This window comes from Streptomyces sp. NPDC005141, assembly GCF_053599975.1.
In genome coordinates this window covers 17,308-34,138 of the sequence record NZ_JBSFYW010000061.1, presented here as the reverse complement: position 1 = coordinate 34,138, position 16,831 = coordinate 17,308, and the positions used below count along the sequence as shown (strand labels likewise).

The window sequence follows — 16,831 nt, the reverse complement described above, 5'->3', positions numbered from 1 at the left end:
GCGCCGGGCCGGGCTCCGAACGCCGATGTGTGGAAACAGCCGTGAACACGGCTCGCCGCGGCTGATCGGTGCCTCTCGCTCGCGCTACGAGCGCTCGAAAGCACGGCATGTCCCACTCGGCTCGGCCCGACCCAGCCCCGGCCCGACCCTGCCCTGCCCTGCCCTGCCCTGCCCTGCCCTGCCCTGCCCGGTCCGGTCCGGTCCGGTCCGGTCCGGTCCGGTCCGGTCCGGTCCGGTCTGGTCCTGCCCGGTCCGGCTCAGCGTTCCAGCCGGGCGACCCTTCCCTTCTCGCCGGAGGCCCAGCAGCCCAGGTCCGGGGCGCAGTCCACGGTGTCGTACGAGCCGGTGTCGAGGGTGCGCCAGGTGCGGCCGCCGTCGGTCGTCAGGTCGGTGCCGGTGGGGCCGACCGCGAGCGCGGCGGTGCGGCTGTGCGGCAGCCAGGTGACGCCTGAGCGGTAGGCGGGCGGGGGCCGGTCCGCGGTGGTCCAGGTGCGGCCGCCGTCCGGGGTGACCGCAGCGGCCTTCGGTGAGGCCTGGTCGGCGCGGTAGTCACCGCCGACCGCGAGACCGTGGACCCGGTCGCGGAAGGCGAGGGCGAAGACACCCCGCGCCGGATCGCCGGCGGGGACCGGGGTGTCGGTGGCGGTCCAGGTCAGCCCGCGGTCCGAGGAGTGCATCACACGCGCGCGTGCGCCCCCTCCCGTGGCCAGCCAGACATCGCGGGGCCCCGAACCCACCAGGCACTGCCCACTCGCGGCGAAGCCCGCCTCGCCGTCCTGCGCCGCGGGCATCCCGGCGCTGGGCAGCACCTTCCAGGAGCGGCCGCCGTCGCTGGTCGACAGGATGCGGAACCTGCCGTCCACCGGGTCGCTCATCGCCAGGCCGTGGCGCCGGTCCAGGAAGGTGAGGCAGTCGTAGAAGGCCTTGGCGTCGGTGTTGCGGAAGGACTCCGTCCAGGTGGCGCCGCCGTCCTCGGTCCTGAAGACGCGGGACGCCTCGCCCTCGCCGATGGCCAGGACCACGGCACGCCGCGCGTCGAACGCCTCGATGTCGCGGAACTCCAGGTCCGCGGCCCCGGGTGGCGACACGTTCCGCCAGACCCCGCCGCCGTCCGTGGTGCGCAGCACGGTGCCCTTCGAGCCGGCCACCCACGCGGTGTCCCTGCTGACGGCGGACAGGCCACGGAACCGTACATCGGTACCGCTGTCCTTGAGCACCCAGTGCGGGGTCCTCGCCGCCTCGGGCACGTGCGCCGGCACCGCCGCCGCGGGCACCGCCGCCGCGGGCACCGCCACCGCGAGCGCCGCGGCAAGCGCGGTCGCGCTCAGTCCCACGGTGACCGTCCGGCTCGTACGTCTCGTCTTCCCCAAGCCCCTCATGGCGGGCGAAGCTAGTCCACTCCCCCGAAGTCGTCCAGATGGCATCCCGCGGGAACCTCCGGGGCCCACCCGAGTGTCCTCTCGGGTGTCCGGCGAGCGCGGGACGGAAAGGGATCATCACGGTCGGGGAAAGTTGATCTCCCCAGTGCATGACCTCGGTGACAGAGGTCACTCGCCTTACAGGTGCACGCGCCGGGTCATTTCTCCGTCTCTTCAATTGACCGGCCTCATCCGCCCGGAGTTCGTTCAGCCGTCACCAAGGGAGCCAGGCGTTGTCCACCGTCATCGAGCAGCCCGTAGAGGCACGCCTCGTCGCCGCCGCGCCGCGGATGCCGAGCATTCCCGCAACGCTCCACTACGACCGGACCGACCCGTTCGCCGTCCGCATGACCTTCCCGGCCCCCGCCACGCTCGAGGGCGTGGAGGTCTGCTGGACCTTCGCCCGCGAGTTGCTGGTGTCCGGCCTCGAGGACTCGGTCGGGTACGGCGACGTGCGGGTGCGGCCGTACGGCTACGACCGCACCGTGCTGGAGTTCCACGCTCCCGAGGGCACCGCCGTGGTGCATGTCCGCTCGGGCGAGGTACGGAACTTCCTGCGGCTCACCACCGACCTGGTGCCGGTCGGCCTGGAGCACCTCCAGGTGGACCTGGACCACGATCTGGCGGAGCTCATGCGGGGCACCTGCTGAGCGGCGCGGCCGCCCTCAGCGGGCGCGGCTCATCAGGGCGTTGAGCCCCGCGTAGTCGAGCCCGTCGGCCAGCGTCCCGTAGGTCCCCGTGTCCAGCAGCTCCCGCGCGGCACGCCGGACCAGGGCGTGCGCGGCCTGCGCGATGCTCGAACCCACGCTGATCCGGGCCACCCCGAGGGCCGCCAGCTCCCCGACGGACGGCGCTCCGGGGCCCACCAGGATGTTCAGCGGACCTTCGACGCCCTCGACGAGCGCCTTCACGGTCACCGGATCGACGGCTCCGGGGACGAAGACGCCGTCGGCTCCGGCCGCGAGGAAGGCCGCAGCCCTCTCCAGGGTCTCCTCCACCCCGCCCGCGCCGCGCAGATAGGTGTCGACGCGGGCGTTGACGAACAGCGGCACGTCCGCCGCGTCGGCGGCCGCGCGAGCCGCCGCGATGCGCTCCGCCTGCTCGCCGACCGGGCGCAGCGGCCCGGCTCCCTCCGTGTGGAGCGCGTCCTCGATGTTCACGCCCACGGCGCCCGCCGCAAGCACGGCGCGGACCGTGTCCCCGACGCCCCGGGCGTCCGGGGCGTATCCGCTCTCGATGTCCGCGCTGACCGGCACCCCGACCGCGGCGGCGATCCGTGCGACGGCCGCGAGCGCGCCCGCCCTGTCCAGCCGGTCCCCGTCCGCCGTGCCCAGATCCCAGGCCACCCCCGCGCTGGTCGTCGCCACCGCGGCCGCGCCGGCCTCTTCGACGATCCGGGCGCCGGCCGTGTCCCAGGCGTTCGGCAGCACGAGGGGGCGGCCGGGCACATGCAGGGCGCGGAAGGCGAGGGCGGTCTCGCGGAGCTTTTCGGTGTTCGTCATGGAGAGGAGCCAAGCACGGGCGGCGCGGCGGGGGCTGGCAGGAATCCGACGTGAACGTGGCAGCGCGCCACCGTGCGGGAACCCCGGCCCCCGCAGCGCGGGCGTAGGCCCGCGCCCGTTCGGTGAGAGTGGTGGAAGCCGTGGCCGGCACCCCGCGTGCATGGGGCGAGGGGTGCGCCCCGCCCGTTCGGTGACGGTGCTGGAAGCCGTGGCCGGCACCCGCGTGCATGGGGCGAGAGGCGCGCCCCCGCCCCTTCGGTGACGGTGCTGGAAGCCGTCGCCGGCACCCGCGTGCATGGGACGGTGAGTCCGCCCGCGCCCGTCGAGTCGGTCGTGCCGGTGGCCGACGCCCCGCGTTCCGGGGAGCGGGGGCAGCCCCCTCCCGTTCAGCTCCCGGTGGTCGAGGCCGTGGCCGATGCCGTCGTCGCCGCCACGATCACCGCCGTACGGACCTCCTGGATGACCTTCTTCAGGGCCGGAGCCGCCGCGCCGCTGCGCTCGGTGAGTTCGTCGATGCGGGCCTTGTGGAGCTTGCGGTCCTTGGGCGAAGCGAGGGTGCGGAGCTCGGCCGCGGTGGCGAGGGCCACGAGGGCGGCGTCGCGGTCGGAGACCTCGGCGACGGGCAGCGGTCCTTCCAGCACCTGTCGTGCCTCCGCGCGCAGCGCCTCCACGGCCGGCACCCGGTCCAGCGCGTAGTCCACGGAGGGGAACAGCCCGAGGACCCGCTTCCGCTCCGCCCGCAGGTATCCCCCGGCGGCGAGCTGGGCGCGTACGGCGTCCAAGGTGACCCGGGCCCGCAGCGTGACCCAGGGCTTCCACTTGCGGGGCCGGGACTCCGCGACGAGTTCCAGGAGCCCGTCGAGGACGAGGTCCCCCGTCCGGGAGTCGGGGTCCACGGGGGTGACGATGCCGTCGTCGTCGAGGAGCAGCCCGCGCTGGGCCAGCTCGGTGAGGGCGCCCGCGCGCACCAGGTGATGGAGATGGGTGGAGCCGGTGATCCTGGGCTTCGTGGTGTCCCAGGCCAGGAGGTAGAGCCGGGCGGGCAGCGAGAGCGAGCCGTTCGGCACAGGATCTCCTTGGTTCGTCGGGGGCGCGTTAATCCTTTGACAGCCCACCGGGCCGTCCCTACGGTGTACAGCGGTTCTGTTGCCGTCGAATGGAGAAGGACGTTGCTCGTCTGAGGTCTGAGACACCGCGTCACACAGCCGGTTCTGTCCGGCCCGCGTGTGCGCAGCGTGCGACCTCGGCGTTCGAGCCGTCCTTCGGTGCGGGCCTTCTCCTTGCTCTCCTCCGAACTGGATCGTCGTCGCCTCGCGGTGTCCCGTACGCGTACCCCCGACCCTTTCCAGCAACCGCGAGGCCCTCATGTCAACGTTCCCCACCTCCGTCTCCTGCACCTCCCTGTCCTTCTCCTGGCCGGACGGCACCGAGGTCTTCGACGACCTCCAGATCGCCTTCGGACCCGGCACCACCGGGCTCGTCGGCGCCAACGGATCAGGAAAGTCGACCCTGTTGAAGTTGATCGCCGGAGACCTCACCCCCGCCGACGGCACCGTCCGGGTCGCGGGCGAGGTCGGCCATCTGCCGCAGAACGTCACGCTCGACACCGCCCTGCGGGTCGACGAGGCGCTCGGCATCGCCGCCACCCGCGCCGCCCTGCACGCGATCGAGGCGGGCGACGCGGCGGAGGAGCATTTCGACATCGTCGGCGACGACTGGGACGTCGAGGAGCGGGCCCGCGCGATCCTCGGCGAACTCGGCCTCGGACACATCGAGTTGGACCGCACGATCGGCGAGGTGTCCGGCGGCGAGTCGGTGCTCCTGCGGCTGGCCGCGCTCCTGCTGCGCCGGCCCGACGTCCTGCTCCTCGACGAACCCACCAACAACCTCGACCTGTACGCCCGACGAAGGCTGTACGCGGCCGTGGAGGCCTGGTCCGGGGTCATGATCGTGGTCAGTCACGACCGCGAACTGCTGGACCTGGTCGACCAGATCGCCGATCTGCGTTCCGGTGAGGTCACCTGGTACGGCGGGAACTTCTCCGCGTACGAGGAGGCGCTCGCCGGCGAACAGGAGGCGGCGGAGCGCATGGTGCGCGTCGCCGAGTCCGACCTGAAGAAGCAGAAGCGCGAGCTGGTCGACGCGCAGGTCAAGCTGGCCCGGCGCAAGCGCTACGGCCAGAAGATGTTCGAGCAGAAGCGCGAGCCGAAGATCGTCATGGGTGCGCGCAAGCGGGCGGCCCAGGAGTCCGCGGGCAAGCACCGCATCATGCACGAGGAGAGGCTCAGCGAGGCGAAGGAGCGTCTCGACGAGGCGGTGGAGGCCGTACGGGACGACGACGAGATCCGGGTCGACCTGCCGTACACGGCCGTACCGCCGGGGCGAACGGTACTCACCCTCGACCGGCTGGAGCTGAGGTACGGCGCACGGGTGGACGGCGTGTTCGATCTGCGCGGGCCCGAACGGATCGCGCTGACCGGGCGCAACGGAGCGGGCAAGACGACCCTCCTGCGCACGATCGCCGGGGAACTGGACGCCGTGTCCGGTGAGGCCCGTGCCCATGTGCCCCTGCGCTTCCTGCCCCAGCGGCTCGACGTGCTCGACGACGAGCTCACCGTCGCCGAGAACGTGGCCCGGTACGCGCCGGCCGCCACCAACAACCGGATCCGGGCGCGGCTCGCCCGCTTCCTGTTCAAGGGTGCGAAGGCCGACCAGCGGGCGGCGACGCTGTCCGGCGGCGAACGCTTCCGTGCCGCGCTCGCGGCCCTGATGCTGGCCGACCCCGCGCCGCAGCTCCTGATGCTCGACGAGCCGACGAACAACCTGGACATGGCGAGCGTCCGTCAGCTCACCACGGCCCTGGAGTCCTACGAGGGGGCGCTGATCGTCGCGAGTCACGACATGCCGTTCCTGGAGTCGCTCGGCATCACGCGACGGCTGTTGCTGGAAGGAGGAGAACTGAAAGAAATCGCTCCGGAAACTGTCGGGTATCCCTCCTAGTGCGGGAGGCGGGGGCGGCCTAGCGTCGGGGGTGGGTGGCGCCCGACGTCAGGCCGGGGGGCTTTTGCGCGCGCGGACCGCGCTGCATGATGTTGCGCCGACACCCCCTGCCGATTCGGAGACCCGCCCGTGCCCAGCCAGAAAGCACTCGTACGCAGGCCCAGCCCCCGCCTCGCCGAGGGGCTGGTGACGCACGTGGAGCGGGCGACGGTGGACGTCGACCTGGCGGTCGAGCAGTGGGAGGCGTACACCGAGGCGCTGCGCACGCACGGCTGGGAGACCGTGGAGGTGGACCCGGCGGAGGACTGCCCGGACTCGGTGTTCGTCGAGGACGCCGTCGTCGTCTTCCGCAACGTCGCCCTGATCGCCCGCCCGGGCGCCGAGTCCCGGCGGGCCGAGACCGCGGGGGTCGAGGAGGCCGTGGCACGTCTCGGCTGTTCGGTGAACTGGATCTGGGAGCCGGGCACCCTCGACGGCGGCGACATCCTGAAGGTGGGCGACACGATCTACGTGGGCCGCGGCGGCCGCACGAACGCGGCCGGGGTCCAGCAGCTGCGGGCGGTCTTCGAACCGCTCGGGGCGCGGGTCGTCGCGGTCCCCGTCAGCAAGGTGCTGCATCTGAAGTCGGCGGTCACCGCACTGCCCGACGGGACGGTGATCGGGCACGAGCCGCTGGTGGACACCCCCTCGCTCTTCCCGCGCTTCCTGTCGGTACCGGAGGAGTCCGGGGCGCACGTGGTTCTCCTGGGCGGGGGCAAGCTGCTGATCGCGGCCAGCGCCCCCAAGACCGCGGAGCTGCTCGCGGACCTCGGCCACCAACCGGTTCCGGTGGACATCAGCGAGTTCGAGAAGCTCGAAGGCTGTGTGACCTGCCTCTCGGTCCGACTGCGGGAGCTGTACGCCTGAACGAATGATCGAGACATCCGTCCGGCCCCGCGACCTCGCCGTCCGGTCGCCTCCGGCGTGAGCCGAGGACGCCCGTGACCACCCTGGAAACACCGCTGATCAGCGGTGTTTACCGGGACCTTAACCTACGGAGACGTAACCTACGGAGACGTAGCCTACGATGCCGTAGGTTAGTTTTCCGCTCGTTGTCCCCGTCCCTCCCTGGAGCACCCGTGACGATCACTTCTCCTCACCTCGGCAGCCCGTCAGCCGCCTGGACCGACGCTCGCCTGCTGTACGCGTTGGAGGAAGTGGTCGAGACGGAGCTGAACCGCCACCTGAAGGTGGCCAAGGACTGGATGCCGCACGAGTACGTGCCTTTCAGCGACGCCCGCAACTTCCCGGGGATCTTCGAGGACGGCGAGGCCTGGGACAAGGAGCAGTCCAAGGTCACCGAGATCGGCCGGATCGCGCTGGTCGTCAACCTCCTCACCGAGGACAACCTCCCGAGCTACCACCACGAGATCGCCTCCCTGTTCGGCCGTGACGGCGCCTGGGGCACCTGGGTGCACCGCTGGACGGCGGAGGAGGGCCGGCACGGCATCGTGATGCGCGACTATCTGCTCGCCTCGCGCGCGGTGGACCCGGACCAGCTCGAAGCCTTCCGGATGGTCCACATGTCCGAGGGCTTCGAGTCGGACAACCGCCACTCGATGCTGCACTCGGTCGCCTACGTCGCGTTCCAGGAGCTGGCGACCCGCATCTCGCACCGCAACACCGGTCACCAGTCGGGCGACCCGGTCTGCGACCGGATGCTGTCGCGCATCGCGACCGACGAGAACCTCCACATGGTCTTCTACCGCAACCTCCTGAAGGCCGCGTTCGAGCTCGCCCCCGACCTGACCATGCAGGCCGTCCGTGACGTCGTCGTCAATTTCCGGATGCCCGGTCACGGCATGCCCGGCTTCGAGCGCATGGCCGCGCAGATGGCCATCGGCGAGGTCTACAACATGCGTATCCACCACGACGACGTGCTGCAGCCCGTGCTGCGCCACCTCAAGGTCCTGGAGATGGACGGCCTCGGCCCCGAGGGCCTCCAGGCCCAGGAGGAGCTCGGCTTCTTCATGGGCGGCCTCGACTCGGAGGCCTCGAAGTTCGACGCGAAGCTCGCCGCCCGCAAGGCCCGTATGGCGGCCCGCGCGAACGCGTAGCTTCTCCCGCGAGCGCGCGGCTCCGGCCGGGACTCACCGCACGCGAACCCCCGCCGACCCGCGCCGACCCGCGGCTCCGCACTCGGCCCCCGGATCACGCCATCCCGCCTCGCGCGAGGACGTGGCCGGGGGCTCGCGCGTGTCCGGACGGGCGCCGAGGTACGGCGCGGCCGTTCACTCCTGGGCCGTCGGACGGTTCAGCGCGGCGTCCCTGACGTCGGGCACCGGGTGGCGGCGCAGGGCTCTCAGACGGTCCCTCCAGGGGGCGGCCCAGCCCGTGCGGGTGCCGATCGCGGCCGTCACTGCCACGGCGAGAAGCCCCTCGGCGTGGCCGCCGTGGGCCGCGAGGCGCCGCACGGCGGCGAGGAGCGCGTCGGGGTCGCCCGTCTGTGCCCGCAGCCGGGCCTCCAGTTCCCCGGCCGTCCGGACGGCAAGCGCCGGGCGGCCGGTGGTCAGGGCGGCCAGCCGCTCCAGTCGCCGCGGGTCCGCCTCCAGGTCCAGGTGGGTCACGGCGAGCGCGGCGGCCTGCGGCACGAAGGCGTCGTAGCCGGCGAGCAGCTCCACGGCGGCCAGGGCGGCGGGGCGGACCGCCTCCGGGTCCGTGGCAGCGCGCCGGGCGAGACAGGCGACGAGGTGGGCGAGCCGCTGCCGGGCGGGGCGGTCCCGCCGCTCCTCCGCGTCGGCGCGGGCCGAGGCCCCGGCCTCCGTCACGGCCAAGGCCTTTGCTCCTCCCGCTGCCCCGGATCCGGATCCAGCCGCTCCGGCCGCTGCCCCTGCCTCCGTGTCCGCCTGCGCGAGCGCCCTCAGTGCCTGCTCGAACCCGTCGACGCCACCCGGCGAGCCCACCGCCACGGCGACCAGCCCCTGGGCCGCCGCGCGCCAGCTCGTGCGGTCCGTGAGGTCCGTGGTGGCCGCGGCGAGGACCGTGGGGGCCTCCGGGGACCATGGAGCCCAGCGGGCCAGCGCGGCGAACGCGAGGGTCGCGGTCTCGGGGTCGTCGGTGGTGGTCACCTCCCGGACCAGTCGGGCATAGCGCTCGCGATGCGGCGCGGGCAGGTCGAGCGCGGTGACCCGGAGGACCGCGGCTCGCAGCACCGGCTCGGCGGCCGCGGCATCGCGCAGCACGCCCCAGACCGGCTCCTCGTCGAGGAGACCGCCCGTGAAGGCCACGACGGCGGCACGTACGTCCACGTGGGCGCCCGGGGCGGCGTACGCCTCGGTCAGCAGCTCGGCCGCTCTCGCTGCCGGGAGCCGGGCGGCGGCGAGCCGGGCGGCCTCCTTGCGGCTGGTCACCTTGGCGTCCGGCGCGAACAGCACCGCGCGCAGGTGCCCGGCGAGGTGCGACGGCGCGGCGTACCGTGATGCCCGCGTGGCCGCGTACACGGCGACCCGGGCCCGGTCGTCGCCCGCGCGGGCCAGCAGCTCGGGCAGCGCGTCGGCGGGCCGGTCGGTGCGGGCGAGCGCGGCCAGGGCCGCTTCGGCGAGCACCACGTCCGGGGCCTCCGTCCAGCGCCGTACGAGCTCCGTGCCGTGGCCCGGGACCAGCGCGGCGAGCGCGAGGGCTGCGGCCCGCCGGTACAGGGGCAGACCGGCGTCCTCGACCTCCTCGGTCAACTTCCCGACAACTGCCAGCTGTTGGCGCGGCACCCAGCGGCGTACGTCGCGGTCCACCGGTACGGTCCAGGGGGCGTCCCTGGTCAGGAAGCGCCCGTACGGCGGGGCTTCGGCGAGCAGCGGATCGAGCAGGTCGGTGCGGCGCCGGCTGACGACCTGGAGGACGGGCCACAGCGCGATCGCCGAGGGGTCCAGGGCGAGGACCCGGGACACCCGCTCGTCCCGTGTCGCGGGCGGCTCCAGCCAGAGATCGACCGCGGTCCGCACCGTGGTGTCATTGCCGTACCGGATCGCCTGCCACAGGAGTTCCTGGAGTTCCGGCATGCCGGCGGCGCGGCGCCCCACCGCGCGGGCCACGGCGAAGGCGAGGCTGTAGTCGGCCTTCTCGGCGCCCGCCTCGATCCACGGCCGCAGGGCCTCGTACACCTGGTGCTCCTGGCCACGGCGCAGCTTGGCGTCCAGGCGGCCGAGGTCCGCGCCGCCGGTGCTGCCGGATATCCGGACCAGGGTGCGCAGCGCCCAGTTCACCAACTCCCTTGATCCGCCGGCCGCGTGCTCGCTCAGGACGGACAGGGCGAGCACGCTGAGGTGCCGGCGGGTGGCGGGCGAGGAGTCGCGGGCCTCGACCGCGTCCGCGGTGATCCGGTCGAGACAGGGCTCGGCGTCCTCGGTGAACAGTGCGGGCCGCACCCCGGCCAGCGCTCCGAGCGCGGCCGAGCGCACCGGGTCCTGTTCGTTGCGCAGCCGTCCCATGTCGTGCAGTACCGAGGTGACGGCGGCGCTGTCCCCGGACCGCGCGGCATTGCGGATGAGCAACGGCCAGGCCTGCGCGCGGTCTTCCGCGGCGGGTCGCCGGGTGGCCTCGGCGAGGCGGCCCTGCACTTCGGCGACAGGCAGGAAGGACTCCGCGAGCAGCAGGGGGTACCAGGCGGCGCCGCGTGCGCGCGCGTCGGCCGCCATCCGGCGGGCTTCCTCGGCGACGCAACTCCTGGGCAGTGCCTCGAGAACGAGTGCGTCGATGGCGCCCTGACCGCCGCCGCGGCCCTCCTGGACGGCCCGGTGGAAGGCGTGACGCCGCGCGGGCGGCAGGGCTCTCAGGAGCGGCGCGAGGTTGCCGGACTCGGCCAAGGACCTTCCGTACGAGATGAGTTCGGGTGCGCCCGAGCGGGCGAGTCCGCGCAGGACGTCCGGCTCCGGCGCCCTGCCGCGGCGGACGGCGCTCTCGGCCGGGGCGAGCAGCATCCGGAGCAGGCGGCTCGCGTCGGCGGTCGCGAACCTCGGTAGGTGGACCCGCAGTTGATGGGGAAGAGTGGCGGGGCCGAGGCGTTCGAGCAGGTCGAGTACGCGGACCGGGTCCGCTGCGACGGCGGCGGACACCCCGGCCGCGTACCGGCTCCACCAGGTCGCGCGCAGCGCGTCGGGCAGCGCGGCCGCCTCCGCTTCGGCGACGTCCAGAAGGAGGCCGGGATGCCGCTTGGCGAGCGTCTTCCAGCCGGTGACGGCGTGGAAGAGTCCGGGCAGCAGTCGGCCGACCGTCCACGCCGTGCAGCCGGGCAGCAGTCGCGCCGCCTCCGCGTCGCCCCATCGGCTCCGCAGCCCGTCCACCAGCCGGTCGGCGAGCGCGGTGCGCCGACCTGTCACGATCGCGCGCAGCAGCTCCCGGCGAACCGCTTCCGGTGCGTCGTCGAGCGCCGACTCATAGGCGGAGTCGGGCACTTGGAGGGCCTCGGCGTCCCGCAGGGCGTGTCCGCGCACGAAGGCGTCGGGGTCGGCGATGCGGTCCGCGATCCACTCGGCGTCGCGTCCGACGGACGCCGCGACGATGCCGATCCCCCGCTCGTGGGGGCCGCGCGCGTCGAGTTCCTCGAGCACCGGGCGCAGCTCGTCCATCGCCCGCACACGCAGGGCGAGTTCACGCATGCGCTGCGGGTGGGGCAGCGGATCGAGAGCGTTGAGCAGGCTGTCGACGATCTGCTGCGGGGTCCGGTTCATGCGGGGATTGTGCCTGTCGGCTGTGGCACGGCGAACGGGTTTTCCGGTTGCGGGCGACGGGCGCCCGCGCCGTGACCCGCCCGGCAGCGACGGGACCGGCGTCACTCCATGGCGCGTCGGAGGCCCAGGCGCTCCTTCTCGGAGAGGCCGCCCCACACTCCGAAGCGCTCGTCGTTGCTCAGCGCGTAGTCGAGACACGCGGAACGCATCTCGCACATCCCGCAGATGCGCTTCGCCTCGCGCACCGAGCTGCCCGGCTCGGGAAAGAAGAAGTCCGCCCCCGTCTGCGCGCACAACGCCTGCTGCTGCCAGGCGATGTCGGACGGAGGGATCGTTTCCAAGTGCATGGTCAGGATCGTGCCTCTCGGCGAAAAACGTTCGATCAACGCGGGATCAACGCCGTGTTCCGAGGCCACCGGCCGCCCCGATGATGGACCGCGGAAGGGTCCGGGACACGGCGGCGCGCGGGGCGACGTGAGAACATTACGAATCTCTCCGGATACCGAGAGTGATGGAGTCCGCCGCCCCGTACGGGCTGCGCGTCCCGGCGGCGATTGTCAGTGGGCGGTGGAAGACTCGGCATCAAAGACAACGGGACCACCCAAAGGAGGGCAATGATGCTCACCACCCGTTTCGTCAACGGCGCCCCGAACTGGCTGGATGTAGGCACGGCCGACATCGAAGGCGCCATCTCCTTCTACGGAGGGCTCTTCGGCTGGGAGTTCCAGTCGGCGGGGCCCGACGCCGGTGGCTACGGCTTCTTCCAGGTCGACGGAGAGACCGTGGCCGGCGGCATGCAGATCACCGCCGAACAGGGCCCGCCGTCCTGGAACGTCTACTTCCAGACCGCGGACGCCGAAGCCACGGCCAAAGCGGTCGAGCAGGCCAAGGGCGCCGTGCTGATGCCGCCCATGGACGTGATGGGCGAAGGCCACATGGCGATGCTCGCCGACAGGGCGGGTGTCATGTTCGGCATCTGGCAGCCGGGCCGGACGAAGGGCCTGGGCAGGGCCGGGGACCCGGGCTCGCTGTGCTGGGTCGAGCTCTACACCCCGGACATCGCGGCGGCCGCCGCCTTCTACTACTCGGTCTTCGGCTGGAACACCTCGGCGGTCTCGTTCACCGGCGGCACCTACACCTGCATCAACCCCGCGGAGACCGAGGAGGAGGACATGTTCGGCGGAATCGTGCCGCTCACCGACGACCCGGTCGAGGCGAAGTCCGGTGCGTACTGGCTGCCGTACATCGAGGTCCCCGACACGGACGACGTGGTCTCCAAGGCCCAGGAGCTCGGCGGCACGGTCCGCATGCCCGCCACGGACATGGAGGGCGTCGGCCGCATGGCCAAGCTCGCCGACCCGTACGGGGCACGCTTCGCGGTGATCAAGAGCGCACCGCGGCAGAGCTGACGTCCCCGATCGGCGGGGTCCGGCACACGGTGTCCCGCCGATCGCCGTCGCTCCAGGGCGACGCATGGATCCGCTGGGCACCTCGGCCCCACACGGGAGTCGGTGAGCGCCCGGGAGCGGGCCCGACGCCCGCGCGCCGTGCCCGGTCGGGGACCTACGCGGAGGCCCGTTTCACGACCGTCGTCGGCAGGACCACACCGGAGGGATCGGACACCGGGCCTTCCGCCCCCGCCCCGCCCTCCAGGCCGCGGATCAGCAGCCGGGCCATCAACCGGCCCATTTCCTCTATGTCCTGACGGACCGTCGTCAGCGGCGGATCGGTCTGCTCGGCGATCGGCAGCATGTCGTCGAAACCGATCACGGCGACGTCCTCGGGCACCCGCCGCCCCTGCTCACGCAGCACGCGCAGCACACCGAGGGCCGACAGGTCGTTCGCCACGAACACCGCGTCCACGTCGGGGCGGCGCTCCAGCAGTTCCCGCATCGCGCGTTCGCCGCCGGCGGGCGTGAAGTCGCCCTGCGCGACGAGCGCCGGATCGACGTCGGCCATGACATCCCGGAAGCCGTCCAGCCGGTCGACCGCGGACGTCTGGTCGAGGGCACCGGTGATGTGGGCGATACGGGTACGCCCGAGACCGAGGAGGTACCGGACGGCCTGGCGGGCACCGCCCCGGTTGTCGCAGTCGACGTACACCGCCTCTCGGACGCCCTCGCCCCAGCCGGGCCGCCCGCCGAAGACGGTCGGCACGCCCGCGCCATGGATCAGGCCGGGCAGCGGGTCGTCGAGGTGCAGCGAGAAGACGAGCGCGCCGTCGACGTGGCCGCCGGCGAGATAGCGGGCGACGCGCGCGTGGTCGTCGCGGCCTTCCGTGAGCAGCAGCACGAGTTGTGAGTCGTGCGCCGTCAGTTCCTTGCTGATGCCCCGGAGTTGGAGTGCGAAGAAGGGGTCGGCGAAGACTCTGGTCTCCGGCTCGGCGATCACGACGGCGACCGCGTCGTGGCGCCGGGTGACAAGGCTGCGGGCTGCCTGGTTCGGCACATAGCCGAGTTCCTCGACGGCCCGGCGTACCCGCTCGACCAGCGGCTCGCGGACCCCGTCCCCACCATTCACGACCCGCGACGCGGTGGCCCGGGAGACCCCGGCCCGCGCGGCCACGGCCTCCAACGTCGGGCGCGACGCTGTCTCGGTCACCTCAGGGCACCTCCTCGGCGGATGCGGATCAGGATAGCCGCGCGGCCGCTCGCTCCGTGAGATCGCTCCCCGATCAACGAAAACGGCTCGAACCGGGCCCAGGATCTCGAACCGAGTCCAGAAAGGGCTCCTGGGCGGAGGCCTGCCCGGGTCCGCCGGGCGGCGCGCATTGCAGCCGCCCGGCCCGCGCACACGCGACGGCCACCTGCCGAGCACCGGTGTCACCTCTGGCCGACGCCCGACGCCCGACGCCCAACACCCCACGGCTCTACGGCTCTACGGCTCCACGGCTCCACGGGCGATCAGGCGCTCGGCCGGCGATCAGGCGCTCGGCGGCTCGGCGTCCTCGTGCTTTGCGCGGCTCGGCTGTACCCGCTTGGGCTCGCCCGGCATCTTCGGGTACTCGGGCGGATAGGGGAGGTCGCCGAGGCCGTGGTCGTGCTCGTCACGGCTGGCTAGTTCCAGCAGGGCCTCGAGGGAGAAGGCGTGGTCGTCCATGTCGGCGTGCACATCGCCGAGTTCGGCGAAGCGTGCCGGCATGGTCGCCAGGTCGAAGTCCCGGGGCCTGGCGTCCTCCACCTCGTCCCAGCGCAGCGGCGCGGAGACGGGGGCGTGCGGGCGGGGACGTACGGAGTAGGCGGAGGCGATGGTGCGGTCGCGCGCGGTCTGGTTGTAGTCCACGAAGATCTTTTCGCCTCTCTCCTCCTTCCACCACGCGGTGGTGACCTGATCGGGCATACGGCGTTCGAGCTCGCGCCCGACGGCGATGGCCGCGCGGCGTACCTGCGTGAAGGTCCAGCGCGGCTGGATCGGCACGAAGACGTGCAGCCCGCGGCCCCCGGAGGTCTTGGGCCATCCCCGCAGATCGCCGTACTCGTGGAGGACCTCGCGCAGTTCGTGGGCCGCGCGCACCGCGTCGGCGTAGTCCGTGCCGGGCTGCGGGTCGAGGTCGATGCGGAGTTCGTCGGGACGGTCGACGTCGTCGCGCCGGACCGGCCACGGGTGGAACGTGAGGGTGCCGAACTGCGCGGCCCACAGCACGGCGGCGGGCTCGGTGGGGCACATCTCGTCGGCGCTGCGGCCACTGGGGAAGGTGATGTGGGCGGTCGGAATCCAGTCGGGCATGTTCTTGGGCGCCCGCTTCTGGAAGAAGGACTCGCCGGTCACCCCGTCCGGGTAGCGCTCAAGGGTGGTCGGGCGGTTGCGCAGGGCGCGCAGGATGCCGTCTCCGACGGCGATGTAGTACTGGGCGAGGTCCAGCTTCGTGAAGCCGCGCTCCGGGAAGAAGATCTTGCCCGGGCTGGACAGACGCACACTCCTGCCGGCCGCTTCGAGTTCCACCGCATCGCCCATGCGAGCCACGGTAGGCGCAGCGCGCATGCCGCGCACACCGGGCGGATGCCCGCGCCGCCGCGCAGAATCGAAGCATGGACCTGCCGGTGATGCCACCCGTGAAGCCGATGCTCGCCAAGTCCGTGGCGAAGATCCCGCCGGACATGCACTACGAGGCGAAGTGGGACGGCTTCCGGGCGATCGTGTTCCGGGACGGTGACGAGCTGGAGATCGGCAGCCGTACCGGCAAGCCGCTGACCAGGTATTTTCCCGAGCTGGTCGAGGCGTTGCTGGAGCGTCTGCCGGAGCGCTGCGTGATGGACGGGGAGATCGTGATCGCCAGGGAGGGGCGGCTCGACTTCGACGCGCTCACGGAGCGGATCCACCCGGCGGACTCACGGGTGCGGATGCTGGCCGAGAGGACACCCGCCTCCTTCGTGGCCTTCGACCTGCTGGCGCTGGCCGACGAATCGCTGCTCGACGTTCCGCTGGGCGACCGGCGGGCGCTTCTGGTGACGGCTCTGTCCGGGGTGACCGCGCCGGTGCACGTGGCGCCGGCGACCACGGACCGCGAGGTGGCGCAGCGGTGGTTCGAGCAGTACGAGGGGGCGGGGCTCGACGGGGTGATCGCGAAGCCGCTCACGCTGTCGTATCTGCGCGACGAGCGGGCCATGTACAAGATCAAGCACGAGCGGACGGCGGATGTGGTGGTCGCCGGCTACCGCTTCCACAAGAGCGGGCCGGTCGTCGGGTCGCTGCTGCTCGGTCTGTACGACGACAAGGGCACGCTCCAGCACGTGGGTGTGAGCGCCGCGTTCACGATGAAGCGGCGGGCCGAGCTGGTGGAGGAGCTCGAGCCCCTGCGGCTGGAGGATGCCGCGGAGCATCCGTGGGCGGCCTGGGCGCAGGAGTCGGCGCACGAGACGGCTCGGTTGCCGGGAGCGCCCAGCCGGTGGTCGGCGAAGAAGGACCTGTCCTGGGTGCCGATCAGACCCGAGCGGGTGGCCGAGGTGGCGTACGACCACATGGAGAACGGCGTACGGTTCCGCCACACCGCCCGTTTTCGCCGATGGCGCCCCGACCGCACCGCCGAGAGCTGCACATACGGGCAGCTCGACGAGCCGGTCGGCTACGACCTCGCGGAGATCCTCGGGCCGCAGGGCTGACGCGCGGGACGCGGAACGCACCTCCACGGTTCCGTTTCCCTCTGGTCCGGCCCCTCCCCCTGAGCCGATCAGCTCAGTCGACGCGCGCAATCAGAAACGATCGGGTATGG

13 protein-coding genes are annotated in these 16,831 nt (G+C 72.6%); 6 read left to right on the top strand and 7 right to left on the bottom strand.

Features of this window, described 5'->3' with window-relative positions; translation table 11 throughout:
- Positions 1 to 257: 257 nt before the first annotated feature.
- Positions 258 to 1,379, bottom strand: a complete 1,122-nt coding sequence (locus ACWD68_RS33760) for a WD40/YVTN/BNR-like repeat-containing protein (protein ID WP_451810265.1) — start codon at positions 1,377 to 1,379, stop codon at positions 258 to 260.
- Between the two features lie 272 nt (positions 1,380 to 1,651).
- Between ACWD68_RS33760 and ACWD68_RS33755 the strand changes: the two genes are divergently transcribed.
- A complete protein-coding gene (locus tag ACWD68_RS33755; protein WP_356460631.1) occupies positions 1,652 to 2,068 on the top strand; it encodes a spore wall synthesis regulator SsgD in 417 nt (138 codons plus the stop codon).
- A gap of 15 nt (positions 2,069 to 2,083) precedes the next feature.
- On the opposite strand, the gene ACWD68_RS33750 is transcribed toward ACWD68_RS33755, so the two are convergent.
- The gene (locus ACWD68_RS33750; protein WP_451810264.1) at positions 2,084 to 2,920 is read right to left on the bottom strand and encodes an isocitrate lyase/PEP mutase family protein; all 837 of its coding nucleotides are present in this window, start codon (positions 2,918 to 2,920) and stop codon (positions 2,084 to 2,086) included.
- Positions 2,921 to 3,306: 386 nt separating this feature from the next.
- Positions 3,307 to 3,987 carry a GOLPH3/VPS74 family protein gene (locus ACWD68_RS33745; protein WP_451810263.1) on the bottom strand — a complete coding sequence of 227 codons (681 nt, stop codon included), beginning with the start codon at positions 3,985 to 3,987 and terminating at the stop codon, positions 3,307 to 3,309.
- Positions 3,988 to 4,285: 298 nt separating this feature from the next.
- Here ACWD68_RS33745 and ACWD68_RS33740 point away from each other — a divergent pair, with 298 nt between their 5' ends.
- From ACWD68_RS33740 to ACWD68_RS33730, 3 genes are all read left to right on the top strand, one after another.
- Positions 4,286 to 5,920: an ABC-F family ATP-binding cassette domain-containing protein gene (locus ACWD68_RS33740; RefSeq protein ID WP_451810262.1), complete on the top strand. Its 1,635-nt coding sequence runs from the start codon at positions 4,286 to 4,288 to the stop codon at positions 5,918 to 5,920.
- A gap of 129 nt (positions 5,921 to 6,049) precedes the next feature.
- On the top strand, positions 6,050 to 6,826 hold the full coding sequence (gene ddaH, locus ACWD68_RS33735; RefSeq protein WP_451810261.1) for a dimethylargininase: 777 nt from the start codon (positions 6,050 to 6,052) through the stop codon (positions 6,824 to 6,826).
- A 212-nt stretch (positions 6,827 to 7,038) separates the two neighbouring features.
- Positions 7,039 to 8,016, top strand: coding sequence for an acyl-ACP desaturase (locus ACWD68_RS33730; protein ID WP_451810260.1), 978 nt, complete (start codon positions 7,039 to 7,041; stop codon positions 8,014 to 8,016).
- Between the two features lie 174 nt (positions 8,017 to 8,190).
- On the opposite strand, the gene ACWD68_RS33725 is transcribed toward ACWD68_RS33730, so the two are convergent.
- Positions 8,191 to 11,622, bottom strand: a complete 3,432-nt coding sequence (locus ACWD68_RS33725) for a hypothetical protein (protein WP_451810259.1) — start codon at positions 11,620 to 11,622, stop codon at positions 8,191 to 8,193.
- Between the two features lie 101 nt (positions 11,623 to 11,723).
- Positions 11,724 to 11,969, bottom strand: coding sequence for a WhiB family transcriptional regulator (locus ACWD68_RS33720; protein ID WP_451810258.1), 246 nt, complete (start codon positions 11,967 to 11,969; stop codon positions 11,724 to 11,726).
- Positions 11,970 to 12,239: 270 nt separating this feature from the next.
- Between ACWD68_RS33720 and ACWD68_RS33715 the strand changes: the two genes are divergently transcribed.
- Positions 12,240 to 13,031, top strand: a complete 792-nt coding sequence (locus ACWD68_RS33715; protein WP_451810282.1) for a VOC family protein — start codon at positions 12,240 to 12,242, stop codon at positions 13,029 to 13,031.
- 154 nt (positions 13,032 to 13,185) lie between these two features.
- Here the strand turns inward: ACWD68_RS33715 and ACWD68_RS33710 are convergent, their stop codons facing one another.
- Both ACWD68_RS33710 and ligD read right to left on the bottom strand, forming a co-directional pair.
- A complete protein-coding gene (locus tag ACWD68_RS33710; RefSeq protein ID WP_451810257.1) occupies positions 13,186 to 14,223 on the bottom strand; it encodes a LacI family DNA-binding transcriptional regulator in 1,038 nt (345 codons plus the stop codon).
- 321 nt (positions 14,224 to 14,544) lie between these two features.
- The gene (gene ligD, locus ACWD68_RS33705) at positions 14,545 to 15,576 is read right to left on the bottom strand and encodes a non-homologous end-joining DNA ligase (RefSeq protein WP_451810256.1); all 1,032 of its coding nucleotides are present in this window, start codon (positions 15,574 to 15,576) and stop codon (positions 14,545 to 14,547) included.
- A gap of 74 nt (positions 15,577 to 15,650) precedes the next feature.
- Between ligD and ACWD68_RS33700 the strand changes: the two genes are divergently transcribed.
- On the top strand, positions 15,651 to 16,721 hold the full coding sequence (locus tag ACWD68_RS33700) for an ATP-dependent DNA ligase (RefSeq protein ID WP_451810255.1): 1,071 nt from the start codon (positions 15,651 to 15,653) through the stop codon (positions 16,719 to 16,721).
- Positions 16,722 to 16,831: the final 110 nt, after the last annotated feature.

Coding starts and splice junctions, on each gene's coding strand:
- ACWD68_RS33715 (WP_451810282.1), top strand. CDS start 12,240: ATGCTCACCACCCGTTTCGTCAACGGCGCCCCGAACTGGCTGGATGTA.
- ACWD68_RS33725 (WP_451810259.1), bottom strand. CDS start 11,622: ATGAACCGGACCCCGCAGCAGATCGTCGACAGCCTGCTCAACGCTCTC.
- ACWD68_RS33700 (WP_451810255.1), top strand. CDS start 15,651: ATGGACCTGCCGGTGATGCCACCCGTGAAGCCGATGCTCGCCAAGTCC.
- ACWD68_RS33740 (WP_451810262.1), top strand. CDS start 4,286: ATGTCAACGTTCCCCACCTCCGTCTCCTGCACCTCCCTGTCCTTCTCC.
- ACWD68_RS33750 (WP_451810264.1), bottom strand. CDS start 2,920: ATGACGAACACCGAAAAGCTCCGCGAGACCGCCCTCGCCTTCCGCGCC.
- ACWD68_RS33760 (WP_451810265.1), bottom strand. CDS start 1,379: ATGAGGGGCTTGGGGAAGACGAGACGTACGAGCCGGACGGTCACCGTG.
- ligD (WP_451810256.1), bottom strand. CDS start 15,576: ATGGGCGATGCGGTGGAACTCGAAGCGGCCGGCAGGAGTGTGCGTCTG.
- ACWD68_RS33720 (WP_451810258.1), bottom strand. CDS start 11,969: ATGCACTTGGAAACGATCCCTCCGTCCGACATCGCCTGGCAGCAGCAG.